At 58.1% G+C, this 26,631-nt stretch carries 22 protein-coding genes and 1 CRISPR repeat array (1 of these 23 only partly in view); of the genes, 13 read left to right on the plus strand and 9 right to left on the minus strand.

From position 1 onward, the window contains the following. Window positions 1-1,132: a CRISPR direct-repeat array (repeat unit 36 nt; unit sequence GTTTTGGAGCAGTGTCGATCTAACTGGTAATCAAAC) (it extends 416 nt beyond the left edge of the window). Between the two features lie 52 nt (window positions 1,133-1,184). The 3 genes from AB5758_RS05200 to AB5758_RS05210 all read left to right on the plus strand — a co-directional run bounded on the left by AB5758_RS05200 (window position 1,185) and on the right by AB5758_RS05210 (window position 3,678). Continuing rightward, entirely contained in the window at window positions 1,185-1,454 is a 270-nt protein-coding gene (locus AB5758_RS05200) for a hypothetical protein (protein ID WP_368141505.1), read from the plus strand. Between the two features lie 249 nt (window positions 1,455-1,703). Next, entirely contained in the window at window positions 1,704-3,041 is a 1,338-nt protein-coding gene (locus AB5758_RS05205; RefSeq protein WP_368141504.1) for a TFIIB-type zinc ribbon-containing protein, read from the plus strand. Between the two features lie 115 nt (window positions 3,042-3,156). Beyond that, a complete protein-coding gene (locus AB5758_RS05210; protein ID WP_368141503.1) occupies window positions 3,157-3,678 on the plus strand; it encodes an SHOCT domain-containing protein in 522 nt (173 codons plus the stop codon). 38 nt (window positions 3,679-3,716) lie between these two features. On the opposite strand, the gene AB5758_RS05215 is transcribed toward AB5758_RS05210, so the two are convergent. Next, entirely contained in the window at window positions 3,717-4,169 is a 453-nt protein-coding gene (locus AB5758_RS05215; protein ID WP_368141502.1) for a helix-turn-helix domain-containing protein, read from the minus strand. A 45-nt stretch (window positions 4,170-4,214) separates the two neighbouring features. Continuing rightward, entirely contained in the window at window positions 4,215-4,385 is a 171-nt protein-coding gene (locus tag AB5758_RS05220) for a type II toxin-antitoxin system HicA family toxin (protein ID WP_084591772.1), read from the minus strand. Between the two features lie 243 nt (window positions 4,386-4,628). Between AB5758_RS05220 and AB5758_RS05225 the strand changes: the two genes are divergently transcribed. Then, window positions 4,629-4,898: a hypothetical protein gene (locus AB5758_RS05225; protein ID WP_260699243.1), complete on the plus strand. Its 270-nt coding sequence runs from the start codon at window positions 4,629-4,631 to the stop codon at window positions 4,896-4,898. A gap of 94 nt (window positions 4,899-4,992) precedes the next feature. Here AB5758_RS05225 and AB5758_RS05230 read toward each other — a convergent pair whose 3' ends face one another. Together AB5758_RS05230 and AB5758_RS05235 are read right to left on the minus strand one after the other, a co-directional pair. Further along, on the minus strand, window positions 4,993-7,476 hold the full coding sequence (locus tag AB5758_RS05230; RefSeq protein WP_368141501.1) for a phosphatidylinositol-specific phospholipase C: 2,484 nt from the start codon (window positions 7,474-7,476) through the stop codon (window positions 4,993-4,995). Between the two features lie 305 nt (window positions 7,477-7,781). Continuing rightward, window positions 7,782-8,375, minus strand: coding sequence for a hypothetical protein (locus AB5758_RS05235; RefSeq protein WP_368141500.1), 594 nt, complete (start codon window positions 8,373-8,375; stop codon window positions 7,782-7,784). Window positions 8,376-8,835: 460 nt separating this feature from the next. Between AB5758_RS05235 and AB5758_RS05240 the strand changes: the two genes are divergently transcribed. From AB5758_RS05240 to AB5758_RS05270, 7 genes are all read left to right on the plus strand, one after another. Next, a complete protein-coding gene (locus AB5758_RS05240; protein ID WP_368141499.1) occupies window positions 8,836-9,468 on the plus strand; it encodes a cyclodeaminase/cyclohydrolase family protein in 633 nt (210 codons plus the stop codon). A 2-nt stretch (window positions 9,469-9,470) separates the two neighbouring features. Next, window positions 9,471-10,325 (plus strand): bifunctional 5,10-methylenetetrahydrofolate dehydrogenase/5,10-methenyltetrahydrofolate cyclohydrolase, encoded by an 855-nt coding sequence (locus AB5758_RS05245; RefSeq protein ID WP_368141498.1) that lies wholly within the window; start codon window positions 9,471-9,473, stop codon window positions 10,323-10,325. 355 nt (window positions 10,326-10,680) lie between these two features. Then, window positions 10,681-12,204, plus strand: coding sequence for a C69 family dipeptidase (locus tag AB5758_RS05250; RefSeq protein WP_368141497.1), 1,524 nt, complete (start codon window positions 10,681-10,683; stop codon window positions 12,202-12,204). 99 nt (window positions 12,205-12,303) lie between these two features. Continuing rightward, the gene (locus tag AB5758_RS05255; RefSeq protein WP_006235392.1) at window positions 12,304-12,720 is read left to right on the plus strand and encodes a hypothetical protein; all 417 of its coding nucleotides are present in this window, start codon (window positions 12,304-12,306) and stop codon (window positions 12,718-12,720) included. 8 nt (window positions 12,721-12,728) lie between these two features. Continuing rightward, window positions 12,729-14,492 (plus strand): ABC1 kinase family protein, encoded by a 1,764-nt coding sequence (locus AB5758_RS05260; protein ID WP_006235393.1) that lies wholly within the window; start codon window positions 12,729-12,731, stop codon window positions 14,490-14,492. A gap of 431 nt (window positions 14,493-14,923) precedes the next feature. Next, the gene (locus AB5758_RS05265; protein WP_368141496.1) at window positions 14,924-18,670 is read left to right on the plus strand and encodes a DUF4430 domain-containing protein; all 3,747 of its coding nucleotides are present in this window, start codon (window positions 14,924-14,926) and stop codon (window positions 18,668-18,670) included. Window positions 18,671-18,679: 9 nt separating this feature from the next. Next, the gene (locus tag AB5758_RS05270; RefSeq protein WP_368141495.1) at window positions 18,680-19,582 is read left to right on the plus strand and encodes a DUF4430 domain-containing protein; all 903 of its coding nucleotides are present in this window, start codon (window positions 18,680-18,682) and stop codon (window positions 19,580-19,582) included. A gap of 159 nt (window positions 19,583-19,741) precedes the next feature. On the opposite strand, the gene AB5758_RS05275 is transcribed toward AB5758_RS05270, so the two are convergent. From AB5758_RS05275 to AB5758_RS05285, 3 genes are all read right to left on the minus strand, one after another. Continuing rightward, window positions 19,742-20,149, minus strand: a complete 408-nt coding sequence (locus tag AB5758_RS05275; protein WP_022095123.1) for a GtrA family protein — start codon at window positions 20,147-20,149, stop codon at window positions 19,742-19,744. 219 nt (window positions 20,150-20,368) lie between these two features. Then, on the minus strand, window positions 20,369-20,764 hold the full coding sequence (locus tag AB5758_RS05280) for a GtrA family protein (RefSeq protein ID WP_022095122.1): 396 nt from the start codon (window positions 20,762-20,764) through the stop codon (window positions 20,369-20,371). A gap of 78 nt (window positions 20,765-20,842) precedes the next feature. After that, a complete protein-coding gene (locus AB5758_RS05285) occupies window positions 20,843-22,759 on the minus strand; it encodes a fructose-1,6-bisphosphatase (RefSeq protein WP_195245890.1) in 1,917 nt (638 codons plus the stop codon). Window positions 22,760-23,079: 320 nt separating this feature from the next. Here AB5758_RS05285 and AB5758_RS05290 point away from each other — a divergent pair, with 320 nt between their 5' ends. Next, window positions 23,080-23,970, plus strand: a complete 891-nt coding sequence (locus AB5758_RS05290) for a DegV family protein (protein WP_368141494.1) — start codon at window positions 23,080-23,082, stop codon at window positions 23,968-23,970. An 81-nt stretch (window positions 23,971-24,051) separates the two neighbouring features. On the opposite strand, the gene AB5758_RS05295 is transcribed toward AB5758_RS05290, so the two are convergent. Next, complete coding sequence (locus tag AB5758_RS05295) at window positions 24,052-25,143, minus strand: beta/alpha barrel domain-containing protein (RefSeq protein ID WP_368152691.1); 1,092 nt, start codon at window positions 25,141-25,143, stop codon at window positions 24,052-24,054. A 191-nt stretch (window positions 25,144-25,334) separates the two neighbouring features. Between AB5758_RS05295 and AB5758_RS05300 the strand changes: the two genes are divergently transcribed. Further along, entirely contained in the window at window positions 25,335-25,505 is a 171-nt protein-coding gene (locus AB5758_RS05300; protein ID WP_161159929.1) for a hypothetical protein, read from the plus strand. A gap of 24 nt (window positions 25,506-25,529) precedes the next feature. Here AB5758_RS05300 and AB5758_RS05305 read toward each other — a convergent pair. Continuing rightward, window positions 25,530-26,631, minus strand: a 1,102-nt coding sequence (locus tag AB5758_RS05305) for an RsmB/NOP family class I SAM-dependent RNA methyltransferase (protein WP_368155425.1), incomplete at its 5' end; no start/stop codon positions are given.

Here is a 26,631-nt window from a genome sequence, read left to right on the forward strand (position 1 = left end):
ACTGGTAATCAAACACGCGCCTGTACTGCTACGGCAAGGGCGTGGTTTTGGAGCAGTGTCGATCTAACTGGTAATCAAACGGACATACGGAAAGGACCCAAAGCCATGAAGTTTTGGAGCAGTGTCGATCTAACTGGTAATCAAACCCTCGATGGTCGGCTCGAACTCTTTCTCTTGTTTTGGAGCAGTGTCGATCTAACTGGTAATCAAACTGCTTCAGGCGATGGCCGAGAACGTGTGCGGTTTTGGAGCAGTGTCGATCTAACTGGTAATCAAACCCTGTGGAGCCATACCCACCACGAGAAGCAGTTTTGGAGCAGTGTCGATCTAACTGGTAATCAAACGGTCTATGCGTGTGATACATATCCAGAAAGTTTTGGAGCAGTGTCGATCTAACTGGTAATCAAACTGCCTCGCTTGCCGCCATCTTCCAGCTCTAGTTTTGGAGCAGTGTCGATCTAACTGGTAATCAAACGCCCGAGGCCGCCGTCTGGTATCACACGGTGTTTTGGAGCAGTGTCGATCTAACTGGTAATCAAACGCACTGCGGGTGCTGTCATCACGGGCGGCAGTTTTGGAGCAGTGTCGATCTAACTGGTAATCAAACCCACCTTAGATTTAAACCAGCCCCAGCTAGTTTTGGAGCAGTGTCGATCTAACTGGTAATCAAACCCTCTCTGGGCGTCTGCCACCATGCGCATGTTTTGGAGCAGTGTCGATCTAACTGGTAATCAAACACGCCCGTCGTATTCATCGACATACCCGCCGTTTTGGAGCAGTGTCGATCTAACTGGTAATCAAACGCTACCTGCTGCAAGCAAGCAGGACGTTAGTTTTGGAGCAGTGTCGATCTAACTGGTAATCAAACCAAGACGCTCGAATACCGCATCGTCGGCATGTTTTGGAGCAGTGTCGATCTAACTGGTAATCAAACCGCCTTTGCGAAACTTTGGCGCGTGCGGCTGTTTTGGAGCAGTAGCGATCTAACTGGTAATCAAACACGTCGCTCGTGCGCCAGGCGGGAAAGATGGTTTTGGAGCAGTGTCGATCTAACTGGTAATCAAACGGTGTCCATCAACCGCGTGTGCATCAGCGGGTTTTGGAGCAGTGTCGATTTAACTGGCAATCAAACAATATGACAGCTCGAACCGCAATCTAACCAACGTCAACAAGGAGGAATAGAAATGGACAACGACACATTGCTGTTTAGGGATAAGGGTGCCGGTGTATTCAAGGAAATCTGCATCTACCCGAATCGGATCACCACGCTCAAGAAGAACCGCTTCTTCGGCAAGCATACAGAAGTGACCTACCTGAATGACGTCACCGGTGTCTACAGGGTTAAGGGCAAGCAGGTGATTCTAAACAACAGGCTGATGACTGGCTACGACTACAGGTTGAGCAGCCACTCCCAGGCGGAGGAATTCGTGAGGGTCCTGAACTCGATTATGTAGCGACGGCCAGGTCTTCTGCTCATAGAAAACGCCCCGCCAATCCGCCATGAACTGCCTCCCATTTCTTGGACACGAGAAATGGGAGACTTGTATGGACCCCAGCCGAACCTCGATGCTTCAGCTTCTTCTCCGTAACCCCGCTCCTTTCCGTCCATTCCGACGCCCAATTTTGGGCCACATGGGTATGGGCAGCCTCGGCGCGTGCCCACATACTTAAGGTGTCGGCCCGTGCTTAAGGAGGACGTTTCCATGGACGAGATGTTTGCCATTAAATGTCAAAACTGCGGCGGCCCTATGTACTCGCACCAGGCTAAGCGCAGCTTTGAGTGTGCCTATTGCGGTGCGGTCATTCCGTGGCAGGCGGACGCCGGAGAGCCCAAGAGCGCTTTGGGCATTCGCCATACGCCGTTGACGGTGGTGGATGGACTGCTCAAGCTCACGCATGTGTCGCAACTCGAGCGCCCGGAGGACCCGGACTGGTATTTCTTCAATTCGCACTGGCGCAATCAGTCGGTCCTGGAACATCTGCTGTGGGAGGATTGCGGCACGGCGCAGGAGTTCCAAGAGGCCACGCATGTGAGCATTCCTTGCCCCTTCTGCGGAGCGTCCTTTGAGGGCGAGTCAACGCAGCGCGTGTTTGAGTGCCCGTCCTGCGGCAACAAGATCGGCATTGCCGACCTGCTCAAGCCCGGTACCTTCAGCAAGCGTCTGACCATGGGCGTGGGTGCGGAGTATGTGCCGGAGCAGGGCATTCCCTGCGAAATCTCGCCGCAGCAGGCACGTGCCAACGCACTGCAGCTGGTGCGCCAGTACCCGGATGCCTTTGCCGGGCACGACGTGGAAGATGCGATCCAAAACGACATGATGCTCTTCTATTTCCCCATGGCGCTCGCGGATTTGCGCATGATGGCGTCTTTCCCGGGCAAGGGCCTGAGCAAGGAGACCTTGGTGTACTACGAGGTGCTCGACTGGGCATATCCCAGGGCAAACTACCTGGATGTTCGCCTTATGGGAATTTTGGAGCCGTGGGACTTTGCTAAGGTTGGGTCGTTCGATCCCGCCATGCAGGAAGGCAACTTCCGCGTCGTCTCCGTCGATGCGTCTACCAAGGACCAGGTGGTCATTGATAAGTTGGCGCTCGACATTGCCGGCAACGATGCCGAGGCGGTGCTGGGGCTCAATAAAAAGAGCATCCGAACCTGGGCGCGCAAGGCCCGCAAGCATAAGGATGGCCTGGTGATGGTGCCGGTCTACTTTGTCGATCGTCCGGCGACGGATGGCCGCGATGGCGAGCAGGTGCGCATTGCCGTAAACGGCCAGACGGGTCGTGCAGCCGCGGTGGTGTTTAGCGACAAGTGCGAAACGCATATCGTGGCACCGCTCAATCCCAACGTGATGCTGTCGATCGAAAGCACCGTGCACGCCACGCCCATCGAGGTCAAATACGTTAAATCGCCCTTCCTATACCAGATTGTGCGCCGTGGAGGCGGCGAGCAACCGCGACAGGTGGCGGCCGCAGCCGAGGGTTCCTACCGAGAGGAGAAGCCCAAACGCCGCGGTCTGCTGGGTGCACTATTTGGGAAGTAGGGGAGTAGTGCTGGGGTGTCGGGCTGCATCACAAGGTCATTAGATGAATTTAAAAGTGCTGGGAACGTGCTAACATTGCCGATAGTCTTAATCTTGTAGAAGCGGAGGCCGGATTATGGGTTTTGCGGATCAGCAGCTTCAGATTCAGGTGCCGTATTCTCCTGACGACACGTTTAATGCCTTGAAGGCAGCTATGGAAAAGCTGCCTAAAGTAAAAGTTGATAGCGCATCGCCCACAACAAGAACAGTTGTAGCTGAGATTGGTATGAGCCTTTGGTCCTGGGGTGAAAATATCAGTATTTCGGTTGTTCCAGTTGAAGGCGGATCTGGCGTTACTGTCAACTCATCATCTAAGGTCAGGACAAACGTATTAAACGGGGGCAAAAATGCAAAGAATATTGCCGAGATAGTCGATGCCCTATCGAAGGAACTCGAGCAGTATCCGCAGGTTTCACAGACTATTGAGACGCTGGCGGATAGTGGTGATGTAGTTGCAAGGCTTGAGAGACTTGCAACGCTGCGTGATAGTGGAGTACTTACCGAGGAAGAGTTTGCTGCAGAAAAGGAAAAACCTTTCGTAACTAGACACGATGGCTGGATTTGTATTCTGCTATTGAACTTGTTTAAGCCAGGCTGAAAACATCGTGTGGAATAAAAGTGCGCAGTATCTTCGCCTTATACAACAATAGAGACCTCTTTCGGGCGTCCTGCCTTTGGGGCGTCGGCGAGTCGTGCCTCGATGGAGGCTTTGGACACCATGCGCTTGGTGCCGTCCTTCCAAGAATCCAACAGCCCAGCATTTATCAGCTGCGATACCCTTGCCGTGCTAACGCCAAGCATGCGAGCGGTGTCCGCCGCGGTGACGGCGGGAATGTCGCCGAGCTCGCGGCTGACGGCCACGGCGATAATCTTGCCGCCGTGTTGTGGCTGGTGTCCAAAGTCCGGCTCGGGAAGATCGACGCCGCCCATAAGGTGATCGTCGACCATACATGCGAGAAAATCGGCGGCGCTTTCGACAGCGTCGTTTAGGTCGGAGCCAAACGTTCCTCCTCCGCCCAGCGAGCCACATGGCACGGCATCGACCATGCCGTCCGAATCAAAGAACTCAAATTCCCATACGTAAACCATGTAAGACCTCCTCTAAAAAGCGATGCGAAATGTGATGAGGATGAGCTATCGAAGTCCTGCCTGCCTTAGGATTCTTTTGGCAATTTGATCCTCAATCTCTCGGTGGCGTTTCACGAGCACGAGTTTATCTCCTTTGACGAACTTCTCGTGATTAGTGCCTCCTTTCGAGATGAAGCCGGCTTCTTCGAGGATGCGGATCAATTCGCGTCTCTGCATCTTAGCCTCTTTCAATAACTATATATTAGCACTTTCTAAGGGTTTTAGACTTAAATCTTAGCTATTGCTAACCCTTTGTCTCACTTCGCCGTCCTTGGATAGCGGCTTATATTCCTTGTGGTATCAGTTTATTTGCTCGTGCGGACACGATTTGGTGCTCCGTGCGCGACCGCGAAAAGGGTTTGCGGCGACTAAAATGTGACCATAGAGGCAGTTTTAGCGAACCCCACGGGAGTGACGCGTATGGACAACAACACGCTGCTATTCCAGGACAAAGGTTCGGGTAGGTATAAAGACGTCAAGATCTACCCTAACCGCATTGAGGTACTCAAGAAGGGCACTTTTGGCGGCAAGCACACCGAGATTGTTTATCTTAAGGACATTACGGGCGTCAATAGAATTAAAGGCCGCGATGTTTTTCTGCGCAATCGTCTGTTGACCGCTTGCGTCTTTAGCCTGAACAGCCGTGCGAAGGCCCAGGAGTTTGTTAACGCGCTGAACATGGTGATGTAGCCGATAGCGGCGTTCGGGCCAAGGTAAAAATCGGGGGCACAGAACGGTGTTCTGCGCCCCCGATTGAGTCGATGTGTCTAAAAGGCCGGTTTGCCTATTCGACAACGTCCTCGTTGTTTTCACCGTCACTGGCAAGCATCGCCGCGCCGGCGACCGTTGTCGCCACGGCGGCGGCAGCGAGCCCGGCGGCAACGCCAGAGCTGTCGCCCGTGTCGGCGAGCTTTCCGCCCGAGCCCTTGCCCTTGTTGCTCTTACCGTTCTTATCAGCGCTGCCTGCGTTGGAACCCGTGCCGCTGCCGGCAGCACTGTCCGAGGCCGCTACGGTAAAGCTTGCGGCTCCGTCGCTGGCGAGCGTGTAGTTCTGCGCCGCGTTGCCCAAGAGACCGTTCACGCGCACCCAGTACGTTCCTGCGGCAAATGTTTCGCCCTCGGCCATTGCTGTGCCCGGAGCGCCGTTCGCGTCGTGCACAAACTCGAGCTGGGCCGTGCAGGCATCGGTTTCGAGCTTGCCCTCGAGTGATGCCGCAATCTTGGCGCGCACGTCTTCGCCGGCCTTAAGGCCTTCGAGTCCCTCAAAATGGGGCGTCAGCGCGCGTGGATCGATATCGATGGGCACAGAGCCCTGCAGCCCCGTAACGGTCTCGTTGCCCAGGGCGTCGACATCCACGTATTCAATGGCAAACGCATGGCCCGAAGCTGTCGCGTTGAGCGCGTTGCTGCTGTCGGCAAGGCGGAAATGACCCTCGCCAACGGTCTTGCCATCCTGGAATGAGGCATCGCTCAGCGAGTCGCCGTACGTCATGCGCATGCGGGTCGGGAGATAGTACGGGAGATAGTACGAAGCCGCCTGCTTGTGCTCCGTATCGTAATTGCGCTGATAGATGCTCCGGGCCAGCGCCGCATCAACAAAGTCGGATGCGATGATGCCAATGTGCTTGAGGTAATCTGACTTTGTATCCTCGATGCCGCTGGGATTGATGTACGGGCTCTTATACAGATGCTCGTTGACTACTCGTGCCGAGGTAAAAGGATTGCCTCCGTGCGACAAGCCCGTGCAGCTGGTGTAGTTGATAGACCAGCAACGCTCCAGGACTTTCTCCTTGGCCCCGTTATCGTCCTCGACATCTACCTCGTTGCGCGTGCGCCCGGACGTTTCCTTCAGCGCATTATCGACCCAGCTGAGCTTGTCGGTTCCCGAGAGTTTGTACTTGTCCTGGGCGTATACCTTGGTGCAATAGGGCTCTTTGTCGCCTGTTTCCCCCGCGGCTTCAAAGCCCCGCGCGTCTTGGACGAGACACATAGTGGCGCTGTCGGAGTGAGCCTTGATCTTGTCATCCCATTCGGTAAGGTCGAGGCCCCACGTGTGGCCGCTTACACTGTTGCCGGCGAGCCTAAATCGACGCAGCAGAACGATCTTTCCGCGAACCTCGCCCAGCGTGGGGACATGGCTCGACGTGTAGAACAGATCGGGATTATCGCCCATAACCTTGGCGAAAGCCGTCGTAACACTGTCATCGGTAGCCTCGTCGTTGCCGCGCGATGCGAGCATGATAAGCGCTTCTCTCGGGTTTTCGCTCAAAAACGTTTTAAAGTACCCGATGACATCGGAGAGATGCAGATAGTCCCCGTCTTTTTTGAATAGGTAGAAATCCCCGTGGCAGATGCCAGGGTTGTCGCCCTTTCCGAGACGGATATCAAAATAGCGAATGCCTTCGAGCAGCTGCGTGGGAATGTAATCCTGCTGGCATTTTACTTGCGAGGATTGGGGCTCAGTGTCGTTGTCCACGCTGCAGGTGCCCGAATCGTGCGTACCCGGGATGCTCAGCTCGTCGAGGAACTTGTTGTCGTCGACGTATTTCATCCAACATGGTCCGTCGACGTAGCTGCTATACGTGATCCAGTCGAGGCTGCTAACCGTGGCATCGTTCTTTTTCATGTCGTAACCGATAAGTTCGAGCTCCCACGGAATGCTCTCACTCTTATGGCAGATCTTATTGTTGTCCTGGTCTTTGCCGTTCGATTCTATTGCCAGGTACTTAATGTCTTTTTTCTCGGTTTCTTTCTCGACCGTGCGGTCTCGGATGATGTAGGTTCCGTTTAGCTGGCGGTCGAACGCAAAAGAGCGGCTGGGCTTGCCGTCATGTTCGCCACTCCATACGTGGATAACCTTTCCATCTTTGTCCGAGTCGCCATCGACCGACCAAATGCTGTAGCCCGTCTTCTTGTGCTCTTCGAAATTGAGCAGGGTGCGGATGGCATACCAGTTTGTATCGTCATTCTTGGTCGTTACGTCCTCAAGGATGAGCTTGCTGGACGTGCCGTCATTAAACAGATGGCAGACGTTGCCGATGACGTTGCCGTCTTCGTTGACGCTCGCGGTACGAAAATAGCCCGCGGGGCGAAGGCGAATGACGAAATTGTCGAGGCTGACTGCTGGCCCGGCCGTGCTGTCCGCAAAGGCTGCCCGCGGGCTAATGCCCAGCATGGCGGTTTCGGGCAGGCTTGCAAGTGGCGACAACGCCGCGAGTCCAAGGCCCAACGTAAATGCTCGGCGGCTGATGGCGTGGTGTTCGGTCATAACTTCTCCATTCGCAGAGTGCGGTTATGCGATAGTTTTGGTCACTATACTGCTCAGATGTTTAAAGATGCTGGTTTAATTGCCTGCGCGGCACAATAAATCGGCGGGCGGACGTGTTGGGGCGTTTGTCGTTTTCGTACTGTTGCCACATTTGGGGCGGTTCCGACGTCCGGCATCCTCGCGTTCGTCGGCTACAGGCATAAGAAAGGGAGGGTCGGTTTACCGGCCCTCCCTGGGTACGAAGCGCTGGGGTACCGTCACTTGTTTGCACTGCGCCCGTGTTTCCCGCTGCGCTCGCCAGTCGCTTAGCGCTTGATCTCGATATCGTTGAGCTTGACGTCCATGGCCTCGGTCTTGGCCTCGGCGATGTCGTCGGCAAATTCCAGAGACTTCATCATGGTCTCGACGGCGTCCTTGTGCTCCTCGACGTTGTCGATACGCACATACACACTGCCGCCGTCAACGTCGGTGAAGTATTCGGTCGTTACGCCGCCCGAGTGCGTGAAGTAGGCACTGCGCCAGGTCTTGCCATTGTACTTAACGGGATCGCTCTCGGTCCATCCAGAGTTGGCCTTCCACTTTGCCTCGTAGTCGAACAACTCATCGGCGTTCTTGTCAGGATCGAAGACAGGGATGAAGCGGTCGCTGGCGTGCTCGCTCTCGGTGAACTTAAACTGGGCCCTGTCGGCGGTGTCGCCTGCGACGTCGGTGATCTCGACGCCCTCGGGGACCTCGACCTTAAACCAAATGAAGTCGGTCCTCATATCCACGGCGGGCTTTTCTGCTCCGCCGCCACCGCCACTTCCGGTAGCGCCGCCGCTGCCACCGCAGCCCACCAGGGCAACTGCGGCAAAGAGGCTTATGCAGAGGGTGAGAATCGCAAAGGCCTTCTTTTTCATGGTCGTGTCCTCCTCGATCTGTAACCGCCCACGGATTACCTGCCTTTACTGTACGCGTGGACGGCTCGCTAGGGTGGGCCATGTGTCCCATTCTGGGGGCTGGAATTGCGCCGACAAGTGGCAATATGTGCGGTCGCAAAAGAGGGGAGGGCCGATGCTGTCGGCCCTCCCCGGGGTGAGGTGCCCGTTGATTTAATGGGGCGCGCGTGCGTGGGCGTTGCCCCAACAGGTTCCTTGTTTATAGATATGCCTCAGTTTTTGACGTCCGGAAGTCTCGAAAGGTGGGCCATGTGTCCCATGTTTGCGGTGCCGACGCCTATCGTTCGTCATAGAAATCCGCGATGGCCAGGTGCGCTGACGCTCATGTACTTATGGGCTAGACTTAGCACCATTATGTGATTGATGCGGTCGGTCGGCGGTTGCCACCCGACCGATGTATATGACTTGAAGGTGCGTGCGTATGAGCCAAGAGATGATGGATAAAACCTGTCGAGAGTTTGCCCAAGCGCTGGCTGCTCGCGAGCCGGTTCCCGGTGGCGGTAGTGCGAGCGCCTTTGTGGGCGCACTGGGCGCCTCGCTTTGCGGGATGGTCGCCCGCTACGGTGCGACCAATCCCGCGCTTGCTGATCGTGCGGATGGCCTGGCGCGCGCGTTTGCTCAGGCTGATGAGCTGTCCCAGGAGCTTGTCGAGTTGGTTGCCGAGGACGTTCGTGCCTACGGGCAGGTGTCCGCGGCGTACGGTATTCCGCGTGACGATCCGGCTCGAGCGACCGCGATTCAGGATGCGCTGCATGTGGCCGCTATGCCGCCGTATCGCATTATGGATGCCTGCGGGCGTGCGCTGGCGCTGCTCGAGGACATGGCGGACAAGGGCTCCCGACAGCTGCTGTCCGACGTGGCGTGCGGCGCCGTATTCTGCCGCGCCGCCATGCAAGGCGCGAGTTTGACGCTCTTTGCGAACACCACGTCTATGAAGGATCGCGCTCGTGCTAAGGAGCTCGAGACGGCGTGTGATGAGTTGCTCGACACATGGTTGCCGCGCGCCGATGCGCTGGCGCGCCGCGCCTCCGACGCTGCAAGGAAGAGAGGATAGCCATGGCTGAACTGCTGAAAGGTGCTCCCGTTGCTCGCGCTTTGACTGAGGAACTTGCTGCTCGCTGCGCAGCCCTGCGCGAGCGGGGCGCTGTTCCGACGTTGGCTATCGTGCGTGTAGGTGAACGCGAGGACGACCTGTCCTACGAGCGCGGTGCCCTCAAGCGCTGCGAGAAGGTTGGCATTGAGGCTCGCCGCGTTTTGCTTCCTGCCGATGTTTCGCAGGACGAGCTGTTGACGGCCGTCGAGGACATCAATACCGATTCGGCTGTTCATGGCTGTCTGATGTTCCGCCCGCTGCCCGCCGGCCTTGACGAGAACGCCGTCGCTGCAGCGCTCGATCCCGCCAAGGACGTTGACTCCATGACGCCGGCTTCACTGCTCACCACGCTTTCGGGGCGCGGCGAGGGTTTTGCCCCCTGCACAGCCGAAGCCGTGCTTGCTTTGCTGGATCATTACGGCGTTGAGCTGGATGGGGCCAAGGTTGCTGTGGTCGGACGCTCACTGGTAATTGGCCGCCCCGTTGCCGCCATGCTTACGGCGCGCAACGCAACCGTGACGACGTGCCATACGCATACGCGCGATCTTGCCGCCGAGTGCTGTGCTGCCGACATTGTGGTTGCCGCCGTTGGACGCGCGCGCACGATTGGCGCAGATGCGGTCTGCGAGGACCAGGCGATTATCGATGTTGGCATTAATTGGGACGAAGCCGCTGGCAAGCTGGTCGGCGACGTCGATTTTGATGCCGCGGAGCCGGTTGTTGGTGCAATCACCCCCGTGCCGGGTGGCGTGGGCGCCGTGACGACAGCAATTCTCGCCAAGCACGTGATCGAGGCGGCTGAGCGCGCGGTAAAATAGGCGTTTGGAGGCTGTTTAGGGGGTTGGTTAGATACCCCGTGGTCAAATAATGCCAAATATGAGTACTGTTGCCAAGTTAGTCACATATGTTTGAGATCATTTTGGTTCTTTAGCGATAAGTAATATCGTTAAAGAGCCAATTTTATTGGACGTATGGGGAATTACTAGACTCAGTTTTTGGACAGGTGAGGATTCCCGGCGCCCGGAACAGTGCAATTTGCTGCCACTAAATTTGTGACAGTACTCATATTTGGCATTTTTTGACCACGGGGGCTGCCGAGGCCGTGGTTTCGCCCTTTCTGCGCCGAAGCGATACACTGTTGCCGTTTGATTTCTTCGCTCAAGGAGGATGCGCATGCCGTGCACAACGATTCTGGTCGGTAAAAACGCAAGCTACGACGGGTCGACCCTGGTCGCGCGTAACGAGGACTCGTCCAACGGGGTATTTGAGCCCAAGCGCATGCGCGTAGTGCATCCCGACGAGCAGCCGCGTGTCTACACGAGCGTCCTGAGCCACCTGACCGTTGAGCTGCCCGATAACCCCATGCGCTATACGAGCGTCCCCGATGTTGTCCCGGGCCACGGTATCTGGGCCGAGGCCGGTTTCAACGAGCTCAATGTTGGCATGTCCGCAACCGAGACGCTCACCACCAATGAGCGCGTTCGCGGCGCCGACCCGCTCGTGGACTACGTGCCCGCCAAGGGTAACGAGGGTGAGGACGGCTATGTGCCGGCGCAGCCTGGTGGCTTGGGTGAGGAGGACATGGTGACCCTGGTCCTGCCGTACGCCAAGTCCGCTCGCGACGGCGTTCGTATCCTGGGCGACCTGCTCGAGCGCTACGGCACCTACGAGAACAACGGCATCGCCTTTAGTGATGTGGACGAGATCTGGTGGCTCGAGACCATCGGCGGCCACCACTGGATTGCCAAGCGTGTGCCCGATGACGCCTATGTGACCATGCCCAACCAACTGGGTATCGACAGCTTTGACCTGGATGACGCCGAGGGCGCCCAGGCCGACCACATGTGTTCCGCCGACCTGCGCTTCTGGATGGCCGAGTGGCATCTGGACCTGACGCTGGGCGTCGAGGGCTACGGCTCGGCTGCGGTCTTTAACCCGCGCGAGGCCTTTGGCTCGCACAGCGACAGCGACCACGTCTACAACACGCCGCGCGCCTGGTACATGCAGCGCTGCCTCAACCCCAGTGACGTGTGGGATGGCCCCGACGCCGACTACACGCCCGAGAGCGACGATATCCCCTGGAGCCGCGTGCCCGAGCGTAAGGTGACCATCGAGGACATCAAGTACGTACTCTCGAGCCACTACCAGGGTACGGAGTACGACTGCTACGGCAGCAAGGGCACGCCCGCCACGCGCGGCGCCTATCGCCCCATCGGCATCAACCGCAACAGCCAGCTCGCCGTGCTGCAGCTGCGCCCCTATGCGCAGCCGGCCTATCGCGCCGTGCAGTGGATGGCGTTTGGCTCCAATTCGTTTAACGCGCTGGTTCCGCTGTACGCCAACGTCGAGACCATGCCCGAGTACTATGCCGACACGCAGGCTCGCGTAACGTCCGAAAACTTCTACTGGGCCAACCGCCTGATCGGCGCCCTGGCCGACGTCCGTTTCCATGAGTGCGGCCGCGCTGTGGAGGACTATCAGGAGAAGGTCGGTGGCATGGGTCACAAGCAGATCCATGACGTCGACGCTGCCGTAGCCGCTCTGCCCGAGGCCGAGGTGCCTTCCGAGCTTGCACGCGCCAACGAGGCCTTTGCCGAGCGTGTTCGCGTGGAGACCGATGCCCTGCTGGGCAAGGTGCTCTTCACCACGAGCTGCGCCATGAAGAACTCTTTCGCGATGAACGACAACGTGAGGTAGGGATTTCTCGTCGATCGAATAGTGCTAAAACGCTTTGTCGCTTTCGCTCAATCTTGGGTACAAGAACGCCAATGCAGTTGTTTGTGATTGGAGACAACCATGGTTATGAAACTCGATCAGCTTGTTAACGGCGCCATTAACGTGGGCTTTGGCGCTGCCGCCGTTGCTGTCGAAGGCGGCAAGAAGGTCCTCGACGACCTTAATACCAAGGGCGAGCAGGTTCGCAAGGACGCCGGCACCCCCGATATCGCCCGTAGCGTGTCCGACATGTTCGAGCAGGCCGGCGGCACCATCTCCGACCTGACCGAGCGTCTGGGCATGCAGGGCGAGACCGCGGCCCAACGCGTGCTCGACGAGCTCATTCTGGCTCGCGTCCGCGTTATGACCGCGCCCGAGCGCACGGCCTTCCTGGCTCATGTGCGCGACATCGTCGATTCGGTCGAGGACAACGTGACCTCGGTGCCCGTCGAGTCTGTTGAGGCCGACGATGCGAAGGATACCGAAGAGGCCGAGTAGCAGCGCAGATGGCAGATTCCACCACCGATTACAACAATCTAGATCCTCTGGGTAACGAGGCGGCGGTTGTCGATGAGGTCGACGCTGCCGTCTCGGGCGCTCGCAAGAAGCCACGCGCTGTCGATATGGTGCCCGAGGAGCCCGACGCGATGGCACCGGACGAGGAATACCAGCTCACGCCGGCGGGTCGTCGCGAACGCATTGGGCAGATTGTTCGCCTGGTCAAAAAGTACCGCGTGTGGGATAACCTCACGCCGGTTCGTTTGCGCCGCCTGCTCGAGGAACTCGGCCCCATGTTCGTCAAGATGGGGCAGATTCTGGCCAACCGGTCCGAGATTCTGCCGCAACGCTTTTGCGACGAGCTGCGTCGTCTGCGCTCCGACGTGGAGCCGGTGCCGTACGAGGTAGTGCTTCGCTGTCTGGAGGAAGAATACGGCCTGCGCCTGGGGGAGATGTTCGATGCGATCGATCCCAATCCGCTTGGTAGCGCATCGCTCGCGCAGGTGCACCGCGCTCGTCTGGTGACGGGCGAGGACGTGGCCGTCAAGGTGCAGCGCCCCGGTGCGCAGCAGGTTATGGCGCAGGACATCGATATCATCCGCTCGGTGGTGCGTATCGTTTCCAAGTTCGTCAACACCGATCAATTCGTTGACCTGCACGGCGTGGTCGAGGAGCTGTGGACCTCGTTTCGCGAGGAGACCAACTTTTTGGCCGAGGCCAAAAACCTCAACGACTTCTACGAGTTCCATAAGAGCGTTCATGGCGTGACGTGCCCTAAATCCTATCTGGACCTGTGCACCGAGCACGTGGTGGTTATGGATTACGTCGACGGCATTTCGATTGCCGATCCTGAACGCTTAGTGGCCGAGGGCTATGACTTGGAAAAGATCGGTGCCGCAATCGTCGAGGACTATTCGACGCAGGTGCTCGACGACGGCTTTTTCCATGCCGACCCGCATGCGGGAAACATCATCCTCAAAGACGGAATTGTCTACTTTATCGACTTGGGCATGGTCGGACGCATGTCGAGCCACGACCGTGGCATCGTCAAGGATATGATCTTTGCCGTGGCCGAGGGCGACGTGCCAAAGCTCAAGGATTCGCTCATGCGCTTTGCCGTGACGCGCGGCGATTCGGCCGAGCTTGACCATTCGGCCTTTTTGTCCGACTTGGACTTTATTGTTGCCGACTTTGCCGGGCTCGACCTTAAAGACCTGGATATCGGCGAGTTTTTGACCTCGCTGTTAAACCTCGCGCGCAAAAATGACGTTGAGCTGCCGAGCGTGGTGACGATGTTCGCCCGCGGCATGGTGACGCTCGAGGGCCTGTTGACCGAGTACATGCCCAACGTCAACATGATCCAGATCATCCAGACGCATATTAAAAACGAGAAAAGCACCTATGCGCGCATGCGCGAGATGAGCCGCGACTTTGCAGCGAGCAGTTATCGCGCGGCGAAGGGCTCGCTCGAGGCGGCCGAGTATCTGGGCTTGGCTTCGCGTATGCTTACGCGCGGCCAGCTTAAGGTAAACACGCAGATCATGAGCAGCGATAAGGCGCTGCGACAGCTGGGTGGGATTATCGACCGCATGTCGATGGCAATTGTGATCGCCGGTCTGTTTATCGGTTCGTCGGTGGTGTACTACGCGCGCATCGAGCCGGTTGTGTTTGGTATCCCGGTCATTGGCTTTATGGGCTACGTGAGCGCGCTGGTGCTGGCGCTTATGCTGGGCCGCAATATCTGGCTCAACAGTCACGGCGGCAAGCACTAGAGGCTGCGGCCGTCACCGCATTTTCCTATCGCAAACAATAGCTTTTACCTTGGGCTTCGCCTGCGTGCGAGGCCCTTTTGCGTGATACCATTTTGACGGTAATAATCGATGGCCTAGATGGTGGTGCGGAGACGCACGAATGCGCGGTTATCCTGCGCATTTGGGAGAATCGGGGTGCAAGTCCCCAGCTGTACCAGTAACCGTAATTCCTCTTGGCTCGGGATGCTCGCGTCGCAGATCGGACGACGTGCCCGAGTCGTTAAGGTTAAGTCGGATCGCCTCCCGTCTTGCATGCGGCTGCGGCTTTTGCCGCCGGTGTGCATAGGGCTCTGGAGGGAAGGGGGACCCCGATGGGGGAACTCGAGCGCAACATGCGCGATGACGTGGGGCAGTCTCAAGGCAACGCTCCAAGTACAGACAGTAGGAGACAAATGGATATGTTTGAGGACGAGCGCCAGCGCGTCTCGCATCGCCGTGGCGCGATTGCACGCGGTGTAGCCAAGCGCGGCCTGGTGGCATTCCTGGCCTTCGCGATGGCCTTTGGCACCACGCCGGCTCAGCTGTGGGCCGAGGGCGCCGAGGGCATTGCCGAGGCTGTGGCTCAGGCTGCGACGCCGGGCGAGGACGCAGCGCTTGCGGGCGGTACCGCTGAGCAGAGCGGCGCCGAGGTTTCGGATTCCGAGGGCGCGCCTGCAGCTAGTGCAGCCATAGCAGAGGCAGCAACTGGCGGCGAAGGCTCGGCGACGGGGGAGAGCCCTGCCACGAGCGAGCAGTCTTCGACGGCATCCGCTGGCCAAGCGGGATCTGCCGCCGCGGCTGCCGTTCAGACAGAGAACCCGACAGAAACCGGCGATGTCGCCAAGAAGCAGGTCGAGGTCTCGTTCTCGATTATCGGCACCGATGCTGACGGCAAGGCTCAGACCTGGGTGGCACCTACGCAGCTCAAGCTCGACGAGGGCGCGACGGCTGCGGATGCCTTCGTTAAGCTGCAGCAGAAGACGGGCTTTAAAGCGGATTACGAACCGAACACGGCATACGGCTTCTACCTCAAAAGCATCACATCTCCGAGCGATGGTCGCACGCTTGCCTACGATCCGACGACTTATGCCTTCTGGCAGCTGTTCGTCGACGGCGCGTCTTCCTCGGTTGGCGCGAGCAGCGTCAAGCTCACCCAGGGGCAGAAGATTGAGTTTGCCTATACGGCTGGTAGCTCGTCCCCTGTCGTTAAGGACCAGGTTGCCGCAAATGTGACCGTCATTGGTCGCGATGCCCAGGGCAAGACTCAGACTTGGGTCGATAACGCGCAGTATGTGGTGACGTCCGGCTCGAGCGCGCTTGACCTTACGAAGGTCGCGCTCGAGGCGAATGATATTGACGCCGTTGCTGCGGGCTCCTTCATTCTGAGCCTTAAGTACAACGGTGTTGAGCTGGGTACGCCCCAAGATTATTCGACCTATTGGCAGCTGTTTATCAACGGCAAGTCGAGTGACTATACGGCGGACAATGTCACCATCCATGCCGGCGATACCGTCACGTGGTTCTACGGTGGCTGGGGCGACCAGTTGCCGTCCGATTCTGTCCATGCTTCTGTTCAGGTTCTCGGTAAGGACAAGGACGGCAAGCAGCAGGTTTGGGCTTCGACGGGCCAGACGAGTCTCAAGGCGGGCTCTACTGCCAAGGATCTCCTTGAGCAGACCGGCCTTAAGCTCGATGCTAGCGAATCGTCTTGGGGCTGGTTCCTCAACGGTATTACTTCGCCGTTCGACAGTAAGTCCTATGGCTGGGATGCTGCGACCAAGAGCTATTGGCGCTTCTACGTAAATGGCAAGTTCGCCGACGTTGGCGCCGGTGCCTACAAGCTCCAGGAGGGTGACGCCGTCACCTTTATGTATGGTGCTGACGCCGATGCCCTCCCCGGTCAGGTGCTTGGATCCGCCGATGTTATCGGTCCCGATGTCAACGGCAACAATACTCGCTGGGGCTCGGCAAGCAGTGTTTCTTTGCCTGAAGGCTCTACTGCCCAGAACCTTATTGAGACGGTTCTGAAGGCCAAGGGCGTTACGTACAACGGCTCCCAGAGTGGCGAGTACTGGTTCCTCAATTCCATCAAATCGCCGTTCGAAGACAAGTCGTACGGTTATGATGCTGCGACCAATAAATATTGGCACCTGTATATCAATGGAGAGCCCTCCTTACTCTGCGCCAATCAGATTACGCTCAAGAGCGGCGATAAGGTCACGCTTGCCTATACCACCGACGATTCGCCCATGCCCGATCCCGACAAGGTTGTCGTGGACCCGAGTGCGACGACTCCTGATTGGGATGCCGAGTGGGCCGGCTACGGCAACAGTGGCAACGGTTCGACCGTAACGGATGCCAAGACGCCTGCGCAGGCCGCCGGTCTTAAGTGGGCCTTCGATTGGAAGGCCGAGTCTGGTCAGCAGTATGCCAACTGCAGCGAACCTGTCATCGCCAACGGCTTTGTGTACATCGCGACCGAGAACGAGCTCATCAAGATCGATTCGTCCACGGGCAAAAAGGTTGCCTCTGCGCCGCTTGCCTCCAAGGTGAGCTATACCTCTCGTCCGATCTATACCAATGGCCTTATCATCGTTCCGCTCAACGGCGGTGCGGTCCAGGCGATTACTGCAGACAAGCTGATCTGCAAGTGGCTGACGCCTGGTTTGACGGACTTGACGCAGAGCTCCTGCACCGTCGTTTCGGACGGCGAGTACGTCTATGTAGGCTCGGTCGATATTTCGTATGACGAGAATTACAACGCGACCTACGGCAACGGCTCCTTTGCGCGCATTAAGATTGCCACGGGCGAAGTTTCTTGGCAGAACATCGACCCTGCCGAGGGCTATTACTGGACTGGTGCGGCTTTGACGGATAAGTATGCCATCGTTCCTACGAGCGCGGGTACGCTTAAGTGCATTGATAAGACGACGGGCGATGTCGTTTCGACCATGAAGCTCGGCGCTGTCGCAAATGCCGATTGCATTGCCGATCCGTCCAATGGTTCGACCTTCTATCAGATGACGCACGACGGAAAGCTCCATGTGATTTCGCTTTCGGCGAAGGGCGTGCTGAGTGAACAGAAGACGGTTGATCTGGGCCTTACGAATAATCTGAGCGCCCCTGCGGTGTCTGGTGACAATCTGATTGTCGGCGGACAGACGGCTACTGGCTCTGCTCTGGTTCTCTATAACCTGAAGACGGGTAAGACCACGATGGTCGCTGCTGCCGACGGCAAGGCGCTGCCGGCTGGCCTCAACGGTATTGCTGCTACTCCGCTGGTGAGTGTTCAGGGCGGCAAGACCTATGTGTACTTCACCGTTAACAGCGCGGATAGCAAGGATTACGTCAACTACTCTGCTGGTGGTGGCGTGTATCGCTATACGCTCGGCGATGCAGAGGCGACGCAGATTTATGATGCGGCTGGCCATTACCAGTACTGTGACTCTCCGGTCATTGCCGATGCTTCTGGCAATCTCTACTACATTAATGATTCGGGCACGCTGTTTAAACTTGGAGCTGTCGAGTCTTGGACGGTTGCCTTTAACTCCAACGGCGGGTCTGCTTGCGACACTAAGTTTGTTGCTACGGCCGATGGCAAGCTGGTCAAGCCGGTCGATCCGACGCGCGATGGCTACACTTTCGGCGGTTGGTATACCGATGAGGCTTGCACGCAGGCGTATGACTTCAGTACGCCGGTGACGGCCGACCTGACGTTGTATGCCAAGTGGACCAAGAATGCCGTTAACCCTGGCGGTAATGGCGGTTCAGGCTCCAATGGCGGCAATGGCGGCGTTGGTTCGAATGGCGGCGGCGGTTCTAGTACCGGTACTGGTTCCGGCACTGGCGCTGGCGCTGGTTCTGGCTCCGGCTCGAAGGGCGGCGCTATTGCCCCGGGCCAGAAGCCGGTGACCAAGACGACGGTGTCGACCAAGACCGAGACCAGGGACAACAAGTCCGACAAGAAGGACTCCGATAAGTCCGATAAGAAGTCCGATTCCAAGTCCGATACGGGTGCTGCTTCCATGACCACTGCTAAGAAGTCCTCTAGTGCTTCCGAGCAGGAGACGGGCACCAACCCGCTCGCCATTGTTGGCGTTGCCGCCGGCGTCATCGGTCTCGCCATCGTCGGCGTGTTCGTGTTCACCAAACGTCGGTAGGTGAGGGCTGTGTCCAATAAATCCAAGGACGCTGACCCCAAGCAACCAGATTCCTCGTTCATTCAGCTCGATGATCCAAAGCAAAAGGGCGCCGCTTCGGCGGCGTCCACCTCTCGTCGCAAGGCGCTCCTCGGCGTTCTGACTGCTGCATGCACCATTCTGATCGTCGTCTCGCTGGGTTTCGTCCATCCTTCCACAAGCGGTGCCTGGTCCATCGACTGGATCATTCAGACCGTGACGGGGGAGAGCGTCGTCACCAAGGACACCAAGGCGTCTGGCTCGACTACGACTTCGGGCGAGGCCAGTTCCAAGGATTCCAAGTCATCGAATGACGCAAAAGATGAGTCCAAGGGTTCGAACGACGACAAGGACGATTCCGAGTCTTCAAACAAGGAATCGGACAAAAACTCGGATAGCAAGAAGTCCGAGGACCGGGGCGGCAAGAAGTCTGGCGATAAATCCGCTGCCCAAAATACGGGAGCCAGTGATACTTCCAATGCGTCTGGCGGTGCTTCTTCGGGCGGTGGCCAGTCGTCTGATGGAGCCTCATCCTCTAATGGTGGAAACGCCTCCTCGGGCGGCCAGAGCGGCTCACAGGAGTCCAACTACGTTACGGTGACGGTTTCGGTCACATCGAGCGCTGTGGACAATCCTGTGTCCTCTGGTGGCACCTTTACCTTTAACGAAGGTGCTACCGTCTACGATGCCCTGTGCGCGCTGGGCCTCTCTGTCAACGCACACGGCTCATCGTACGGCACGTATGTTTCTGCGATTGGTGGTTTGGCCGAGAAACAGTACGGCGGCACGAGCGGCTGGATGTATTCCGTCAACGGCACAACGCCCATGACGGCCTGTAGTAACTACGTTCTCTCAAACGGCGACAACGTAGTCTGGTATTACGTTACAGACTAGAGGCCTCGACATAGCGCGCCAGACGGGCGGTTCGGACCAACATCCGAGCCGCCCGTTTTTCATGCGAATGGGACTGGATCGCCGGGTCTCTCGGCAAACAAAAAACCGGTTGGAACGGGAATTCCAACCGGTTATACATTCAAGCAAATAGTGAATCGACTACGACCGTGCGCCCTCGAGGAAGAAGCGGCGGCTGAAGTAGTTGTACCAGGTGACGAGGAATGTGGCGATGGCCTTCATGGCCTGGTAGCCGATGCTCAAAAACGTGACGCCCACAAACATGTACAGGTCGTTGAGGCCCAGGCCGATCACCGACAGGATGGTGAAGATCGTGAACTCGCGCTTGCGGCTCATGCCTTCGCGGTGGTCGAACACGTACTTCATGCTGAGCCAGTAGTTGACCACGACGGATGTGATAAACGAAACCGTGGTGCTCATCAAAAAGTCGAGGTGGAACAGCTCGACGAGCGCAATGAGCATGCCCCAGTCGATGCCAAAGGAGATAAGACCCACGACGGCAAACTTGAGGAACTGCTTGGTATGAGGTTGTGCCAGCGCCTTGCGCACGTAATCACATCCAATGCGTTGATGAATCGAGCAGAGGATACTTTAGAGCTTTTACAAGGGAAACGTAAGGTCTTTGCCAAGAACTATATGAACTCGCCAAATTTTCAAGAGCTAATCCGCAAACGTTGAAAATTTGCCCGTAAACGAGCGACACCCACGGACGATACTGCGCTGAGTGCGCGTCGTCCGTGGGCGCCGTAATGCTACAGGGGTTTCGAGCTATTTTGTCTCGTCGCCCTCCAGGAAGATTTTTCGGGTCACAAAGTTGTAGACCATGACAAGCGCGGTGGCACAGATCTTGGCGATATTGGCCTCGAGTCCCAGGCCGGCGTTGAGCGCCAGCACGATGCCATCGTTGAGCACCAAACCGATCACGGACAGCACGACAAAGATGATGAACTCGCGGCGGCGGCTCATGCCTTCCTTGTGCGCAAACACGTATTTCATGCTTGCGAGGTAGTTAAAGATGAGTGAGATGATAAAGCCGCTGGTGTTGGCGATTAGGATGTTGAGGCCCAGACCGTAGTGGAGCAGATTCATAATGCCAAAGTCGATAACCGTGGCAATGACACCGACGACGCCAAATTTCATAATCTGCGCAAGGAGCTTTTGCATGGTACCTGCCTTAAGCTGGCGCCGAAGCGCCGCGGGGATGACAAACTTAGCAAGTTTAGCCAATCCCCGCGGGTGGTGCTAGGCGCGCTCCTCGATAGCACCGTTTCTATATGCATCGAGCAGCTGGCGCAGGTCCTGGATCTGGCTGCGAATCTTGGCGCCAGTATCGGTGTCGCTCACCATGCGGCGACGGTCTGCTTGGTCAAAACGGTTGGTCTCGCTCTCGATGTCCACGTTGCGCGTGAGTGCCTCGGCAACCGTCGTAAAGGCCCGGTGCGACTTGAGGCGGCAGCCGCGCGAGCTCGAGATGAGCGTATAGCCGGCGATGCCCGTCTTGGGATGGTAAGCGCGGCAGAAGCCGCCATCGATGACCAGTAGCTTGCCCTCGGCGCGGATGGGCTGCTCACCCTTGGTGGTTTTAACGGGCGTGTGGCCGTTGATGATGTGGCCGGTCGGCGAGCATGCCATGGCCGCGACGCCAAACTCGCGCATGATATCATCGCAGACCGAGGGCGACTTGGTAAGCGTAAAGTACGGGTCCATCGGCTCGACCCAGGTGCTCTTATCGGCGATATAGGCGCGCTCAAAGGTACGCACCAGGCGTCCGCTGGCGGGTGAATTGAAGCCAATCCACAGGTACCACATCCAGTCGAGGGCATCGCGGTCGCCCACGCGCCACGCGCGGCGGGCGATGTGGTCGCAAAAATCGAGATAATCGCGGCCAGCGTGCCAGGTGCCCAGGCAGTTCATGCTGCTGAAGGTGCCGTCTTCGTTGAGTGGAACGCAGCCGTGGAAGAGCAGGTTGCCGTTGGCGACCTTGTACATCGAGCCGTGGGTGTAGAGGAAATCGATATGGCGATGCAGGTGATCGGCGGTGACAAACTCGGACACGAGCTTGTCGATGATGTGCTGCTCCTGAGACGTGAGCGTGTAGGGGTCCGCCGGGTCGACGGTGGGGAAGTCGTTGGTCGTGAGCGGCCACACGCTGCCGTCGGCGAGCGTGACCGTGCCGGTGTCGTGGTCGATCTTGTCGAGTAACAGGCGGTCGGTCATATCGAACTCGGGGTGGCGCTGGATAATCTGGCCCTCGAGCTTAAAGAGCAGCACGTTGATGGCCTTGATCAGCGGGGTGATGGACTCACCGGCGGTGTAGGTGGCATCGGCAAAGGCGACAAGCTCACGCAGCGAGATGCCGTAGTCGTTCTCCAGGATCTCGTAGTTGTCGTAGCGTAGGTTGTTGCGCAACACCGTGGCGATGCAGGCGGGCTCACCGGCCGCAGCGCCCATCCACAGTAGGTCGTGGTTGCCCCACTGGATGTCGAGTGAATGGTAGGTGAGCAGACGGTCCATAATCTTGGCCGCGCCGCCGCCGCGGTCGAAGATGTCGCCCACCAGGTGCAGGTGGTCGACGGCCAGGCGCTTGATGAGCGAGGCGAGCGACTCGATAAAGTCGTCGGCGCTGGCGGTCTCCAGGATGGACTCCACGATGCGCTCGTGATAGCGCACGCGATAGTTGTTCTCGTCCGGGTGCGTGTGCAACAACTCGTCGATGATATAGGCGTAGTCGCGCGGGATGGCCTTACGCACCTTGGAGCGCGTGTAGCGGCTTGAAAGCGAGCGAGCGACCATGATGAGCTGGTCAAGCATCGTCTTGTACCAAGTTGGCGAGTCCTCGCGCTGGCTGCGGACCAGGTCGATCTTCTCGCGCGGGTAGTAGATGAGCGTGCACAGCTCGCCCTTTTCGTCAAAGGAGAGCGTGTCGCCAAAAATTTCGTCGACATGCTCGCGCACGACGCCCGAGCAGTTGTTGAGGATGTGCATAAAGGCTTCGTACTCGCCATGCACGTCGCTCATAAAATGCTCGGTGCCCTTGGGTAGGTTGAGGATGGCCGAGAGGTTGATAATTTCGGTAAACGCGGATTGTTCGGTGGGGAACTGTCTCGACAGCAGGCGCAGATACTTGAAGTCTTGCGGGTTGCGATCGAATGCGACCATGAAACACCTTCCGATGGGGCTGGTAAAACTGATAAACAGCGTCAAACGTTTATCAGTATGCGCCGCTTTTGTTTCGATTTTGCGCCGGCGGCTGAATTGTCGGCTGAACGGTTTGGTAAATCGATTTAGTTGAGGTGGATATGGCGGTTGAGTGGAGACGACAGAAGGTGTTTTCTCAGATATTTATGCGTGGGGCCGGTGGAGACGATGGTAGTAAAGATGTTCGCTATTTTTGGTTCGATTTGGTAAATAGTGGACATATGTACCGTATGTAGGCTCACTGTGCGATAATTTGCGCAGCAATGAGTAAGGAGCCTCATATGAGTGATTTTGTCCTGACCTGTGAATCCGCCGCCGACCGAACCCGTGAGTTCTTTGCGTCGCGCAATATCCCTGTCGTGTGTTTTCATTACGAGATCGACGATGTTGTCTATACGGACGATCTGTACCAGTCGATTACACCGGACGAGTTTTTTGCCCAGATTGCCGCGGGCGCCATGCCCAAGACGTCTCAGGTGAGCGTGGGTGAGTACGAGGAGTTTTGGGAGCCGTTTGTTGCCGAGGGTAAAGACGTGCTGCACCTGACGTTGTCGTCGGGTATTTCGGGCACGTATGGATCGGCCTGCGTCGCGGCGCAGATGCTTGCGGATCGCTATCCCGAGGGCGGCAAGGTGCGCGTCATCGATTCGCTGGCGGCGTCTTCGGGCTTTGGCCTGTTGTTGGAATATGCCGCCGATGTGCGCGATAGCGGGGCTTCACTCGACGAGACGGCTGCCTGGATCGAGGAGCACAAGCTCAACCTGCACCACTGGTTCTTCTCGACCGATCTGTCGAGCTACCTGCGCGGCGGTCGCATTTCGGCCGCGAGCGCGATCATCGGCACGGCGCTTAAGATTTGCCCGCTTATGACGGTCGATTGCGAAGGTAAGCTGTCGCCACGTGAGAAGATTCGCACTAAGAAGCGCGCGATTTCCGAGATGGTTAAGACCATGATGGCACACGTACAGGACGGTGCGGATTATTCGGGTAAGTGCATCATGTCGCAGTCGGCGTGCCGCGAGGATGCCGAGGCGGTCGCGGCGCTGATTGAGGAACAGGTTCCGCAGCTTAAAGGCAAGATTGAGATCAATGACATCGGTACTCTGATTGGCTCGCATACCGGACCTGGTACGGTGGCGCTCTTCTTTATGGGCGACAAGCGCGTGGATTAATTTGCCCCATCACGTCGCTGCATGATTGCTCAAACGAAAACGGCCCGCCTCACGTTTGTGGGGCGGGCCTTGCTGTTACGATTAGCGTTTCTTTCCGCGGAAGAAAAAGCCGTGCAGTGACGGCTTGAGGCCGCGGTTGGTGCGATGTTCCTCGACGCGCTCGTGGATCGAAGCGACGCGCTCGATGACTTCGTCGGGAATCGGCACGTCGGGATTCATGTTCTCGACCTGGCTGACTTCGGCGGCGGCGACCTGGTCGATAATGGGCACATCGTCGCGCGAGATGACAGGTGTGGCGTCTTCCTTCATCTTGCGATAACGCTGCATCATGTCGGCCTGTAGCTGCTGGGCCGAAGGCGGCGTCCAGATGATGGCGTTGGCGCCGGCGGCGATGGTTTCGCGGATGCTCTCGGGCGTCTTGCCGCCCGGCGCGATAAGCGGCAGGTTGGGATAGTGCTCGCGCAGCTCGCGTAGGACCTGGGGCGTGTTCTTGCCGGCTGCGATGTTGAGGATCTTGGCTCCAGCGCGCACCTTGGCGTGGGCATCGTCGTCGCAGCGAACGACCGTGGCGATGACGGGGATGTCGGCGATGTTGGTGATGTGCTCGACCATCTCGGCAGTAGCGGGGGAGTTGACCACGCAGCCCGCCGCGCCCTGCATCTCGGAGACGGCTGCCATCTGCACGGAGCGCTTACCGGTCGTAGTTCCGCCGCCCACGCCTACGAAGACCGGGCACTCGGCGACGGTCAGCAGCGCTTGCGTAATGGCGGGCTGCGGCGTGAAAGGGTAGACCGCAAAGACGGCGTCGGCGTTGGAGTTGCGGATAACCGCGACATCGGTGGTGTAGATGAGCGATTTGATACGACGGCCGAAGAGCGTAAAGCCGCTGGCCTCCTCGATCTCGTCGGGCATGCGGAGGGCCGCCTTGCGCAAACGCCCGTCGATGGGCAGCGGCTCCATGGGGAGCAGTCCGTTGGGAGTCACGGCTGCCTGGGGCTCGGTGAACTCGTCTGCGAGCTCGACCTCGGAGAAATCGACCGAGGCGACGATGTCCTCGTGAACCTCGGCGGGCACATCGATGGGAGCTTGGTCGTTTGCCGCGGCAGGCGTGTCGAAGGAGCTGGTGCCGACAAAGGCGTCGACGCGCTCGTTTAGGTCGTTGAGGGTGTCCATGGAGACTCGATTCTGTGTGACGACGGCCGGCACGATGCAGCCGGAATTGCGAATGCTAAATCGTTTGACGAGTTGATTTTTCCCCGCCGCGCCATCCGTTAGACCGAAGGGCAGGCGAACGTGAAGGAGCTGTGGTGGCGGGGATCGAGGTGCTATCTTGAAAGTCCCGTTTAAAAGAGAGGTGACGCGGTATGGAATTTTCGGCAATGTTGGGCTCGATTGGCCTGTGTGTGGGCGCAATCGTTGCCGCCGCGGTCATCTACTTTGTGGTCACGGCCATCAAGGGCAAAAGGGCCGAGCGCAAGGAGCGCGCGATGCTTAAACAGCATCGCGACCAGCAGGGCAAACGCGCACAGAAATAGCTTGTTGAGTTTTGGATCCGTGCGCTAGCTGCGTTTTCGGATCAGGGCAATGTAGAAGCCCTCAAAGTCGCGGCTAGGCGGAATGGTCAGCGTACCGGGCATACCGTTGGCGACGGCCGAGACATGGCCGGCAGCGATGGCCTCAGTGAGGGCATTGCACTCGATATGCGGCTCCTCGCCGGCATCCTGGGCGCGACGCGCTTCACTTTCGCTCGGTGTGCCGTCGAGGGGGATAAGCTCGCAATCCATGTGCTTGTCGAGGGCCTCTTGCAGGGCGTCCTCGTTTTCCTGCGGCATGATCGAACAGGTGGAATAGACGAGCGTGCCGCCCGGTTTGAGGGCTCCCATGGCGCGGTCCAGAAGCGCGCGCTGCGAGCGGGCGCACTTGCTCAGCAACTGCTCGGTCAGGCCGCGCAGGCTTTTCTCGTTGTCGCTGATGACGGTGCCCGTGCCGGTGCAGGGAGCGTCGAGCAGGATGCGATCAAAGCGGAAGAACTCGTCGAGCTCGCGTGCGTCGATGCGCATGACGGGCACGTTTTTGGCACCTTGACGGTGGAGGTTGGACTCAAGCTTTTCGGCGCGGGGAATGCTCATCTCACAGGCCGTGAGGTGTGCCTGGCCCTGGGTGAGGGCGGCGATCTGCGTCGTCTTGCCGCCGGGGGCTGCGCACATGTCCAGGATGTCCTCGCCGGCCTGAGCGCCCAGGACCAACGGCGGCATCATGGACGACAGGCTCTGCAGATAGATTTTGCCGTCGCGGTAGATGTCGAGATCCCACAGATCGGAAACCTGGGCCTCGGGCAGGATAAAGGCGTCCGGATACCAGGTAACGGTTTGGTGCGCGATGCCGGCGGCATCGAGCGCGGCGGCGATGTCCTCGGCGGTTGCCTTGAGCGTGTTGGCGCGCAGTGTGACCGGGCGTGTGGCCGCGGCTCCAAAGCCCTCGATCATGCGCTCGGCATCGGCGGGCGCATAGGCGCCGGCGACCGTGTCGACCATAAAGCGCGGCAGGTCGGCGCCGCAGGGAAGGGCGGCAAGCTGGTCGGAAAGCTCGGTGGAGGCAAACTGCCTAAGCTTGAGCTCGGGCTTAACCTGCTTTTTCTGCTTACGACGACGCGACTTGGAC

The organism is Collinsella aerofaciens, assembly GCF_040926405.1.
In the GTDB taxonomy this organism is placed as follows: Bacteria; Actinomycetota; Coriobacteriia; order Coriobacteriales; family Coriobacteriaceae; genus Collinsella.

Bases quoted from the DNA above. Each gene is read 5' to 3' on its own strand.
- AB5758_RS05265 (WP_368141496.1), top strand. From the start codon at position 14,924: ATGGATATGTTTGAGGACGAGCGCCAGCGCGTCTCGCATCGCCGTGGC.
- AB5758_RS05205 (WP_368141504.1), top strand. From the start codon at position 1,704: ATGGACGAGATGTTTGCCATTAAATGTCAAAACTGCGGCGGCCCTATG.
- AB5758_RS05225 (WP_260699243.1), top strand. From the start codon at position 4,629: ATGGACAACAACACGCTGCTATTCCAGGACAAAGGTTCGGGTAGGTAT.
- AB5758_RS05200 (WP_368141505.1), top strand. From the start codon at position 1,185: ATGGACAACGACACATTGCTGTTTAGGGATAAGGGTGCCGGTGTATTC.
- AB5758_RS05245 (WP_368141498.1), top strand. From the start codon at position 9,471: ATGGCTGAACTGCTGAAAGGTGCTCCCGTTGCTCGCGCTTTGACTGAG.
- AB5758_RS05300 (WP_161159929.1), top strand. From the start codon at position 25,335: ATGGAATTTTCGGCAATGTTGGGCTCGATTGGCCTGTGTGTGGGCGCA.
- AB5758_RS05260 (WP_006235393.1), top strand. From the start codon at position 12,729: ATGGCAGATTCCACCACCGATTACAACAATCTAGATCCTCTGGGTAAC.
- AB5758_RS05250 (WP_368141497.1), top strand. From the start codon at position 10,681: ATGCCGTGCACAACGATTCTGGTCGGTAAAAACGCAAGCTACGACGGG.
- AB5758_RS05295 (WP_368152691.1), bottom strand. From the start codon at position 25,143: ATGGACACCCTCAACGACCTAAACGAGCGCGTCGACGCCTTTGTCGGC.
- AB5758_RS05290 (WP_368141494.1), top strand. From the start codon at position 23,080: ATGAGTGATTTTGTCCTGACCTGTGAATCCGCCGCCGACCGAACCCGT.
- AB5758_RS05230 (WP_368141501.1), bottom strand. From the start codon at position 7,476: ATGACCGAACACCACGCCATCAGCCGCCGAGCATTTACGTTGGGCCTT.
- AB5758_RS05235 (WP_368141500.1), bottom strand. From the start codon at position 8,375: ATGAAAAAGAAGGCCTTTGCGATTCTCACCCTCTGCATAAGCCTCTTT.
- AB5758_RS05280 (WP_022095122.1), bottom strand. From the start codon at position 20,764: ATGCAAAAGCTCCTTGCGCAGATTATGAAATTTGGCGTCGTCGGTGTC.
- AB5758_RS05285 (WP_195245890.1), bottom strand. From the start codon at position 22,759: ATGGTCGCATTCGATCGCAACCCGCAAGACTTCAAGTATCTGCGCCTG.
- AB5758_RS05220 (WP_084591772.1), bottom strand. From the start codon at position 4,385: ATGCAGAGACGCGAATTGATCCGCATCCTCGAAGAAGCCGGCTTCATC.
- AB5758_RS05240 (WP_368141499.1), top strand. From the start codon at position 8,836: ATGAGCCAAGAGATGATGGATAAAACCTGTCGAGAGTTTGCCCAAGCG.
- AB5758_RS05215 (WP_368141502.1), bottom strand. From the start codon at position 4,169: ATGGTTTACGTATGGGAATTTGAGTTCTTTGATTCGGACGGCATGGTC.
- AB5758_RS05255 (WP_006235392.1), top strand. From the start codon at position 12,304: ATGGTTATGAAACTCGATCAGCTTGTTAACGGCGCCATTAACGTGGGC.
- AB5758_RS05210 (WP_368141503.1), top strand. From the start codon at position 3,157: ATGGGTTTTGCGGATCAGCAGCTTCAGATTCAGGTGCCGTATTCTCCT.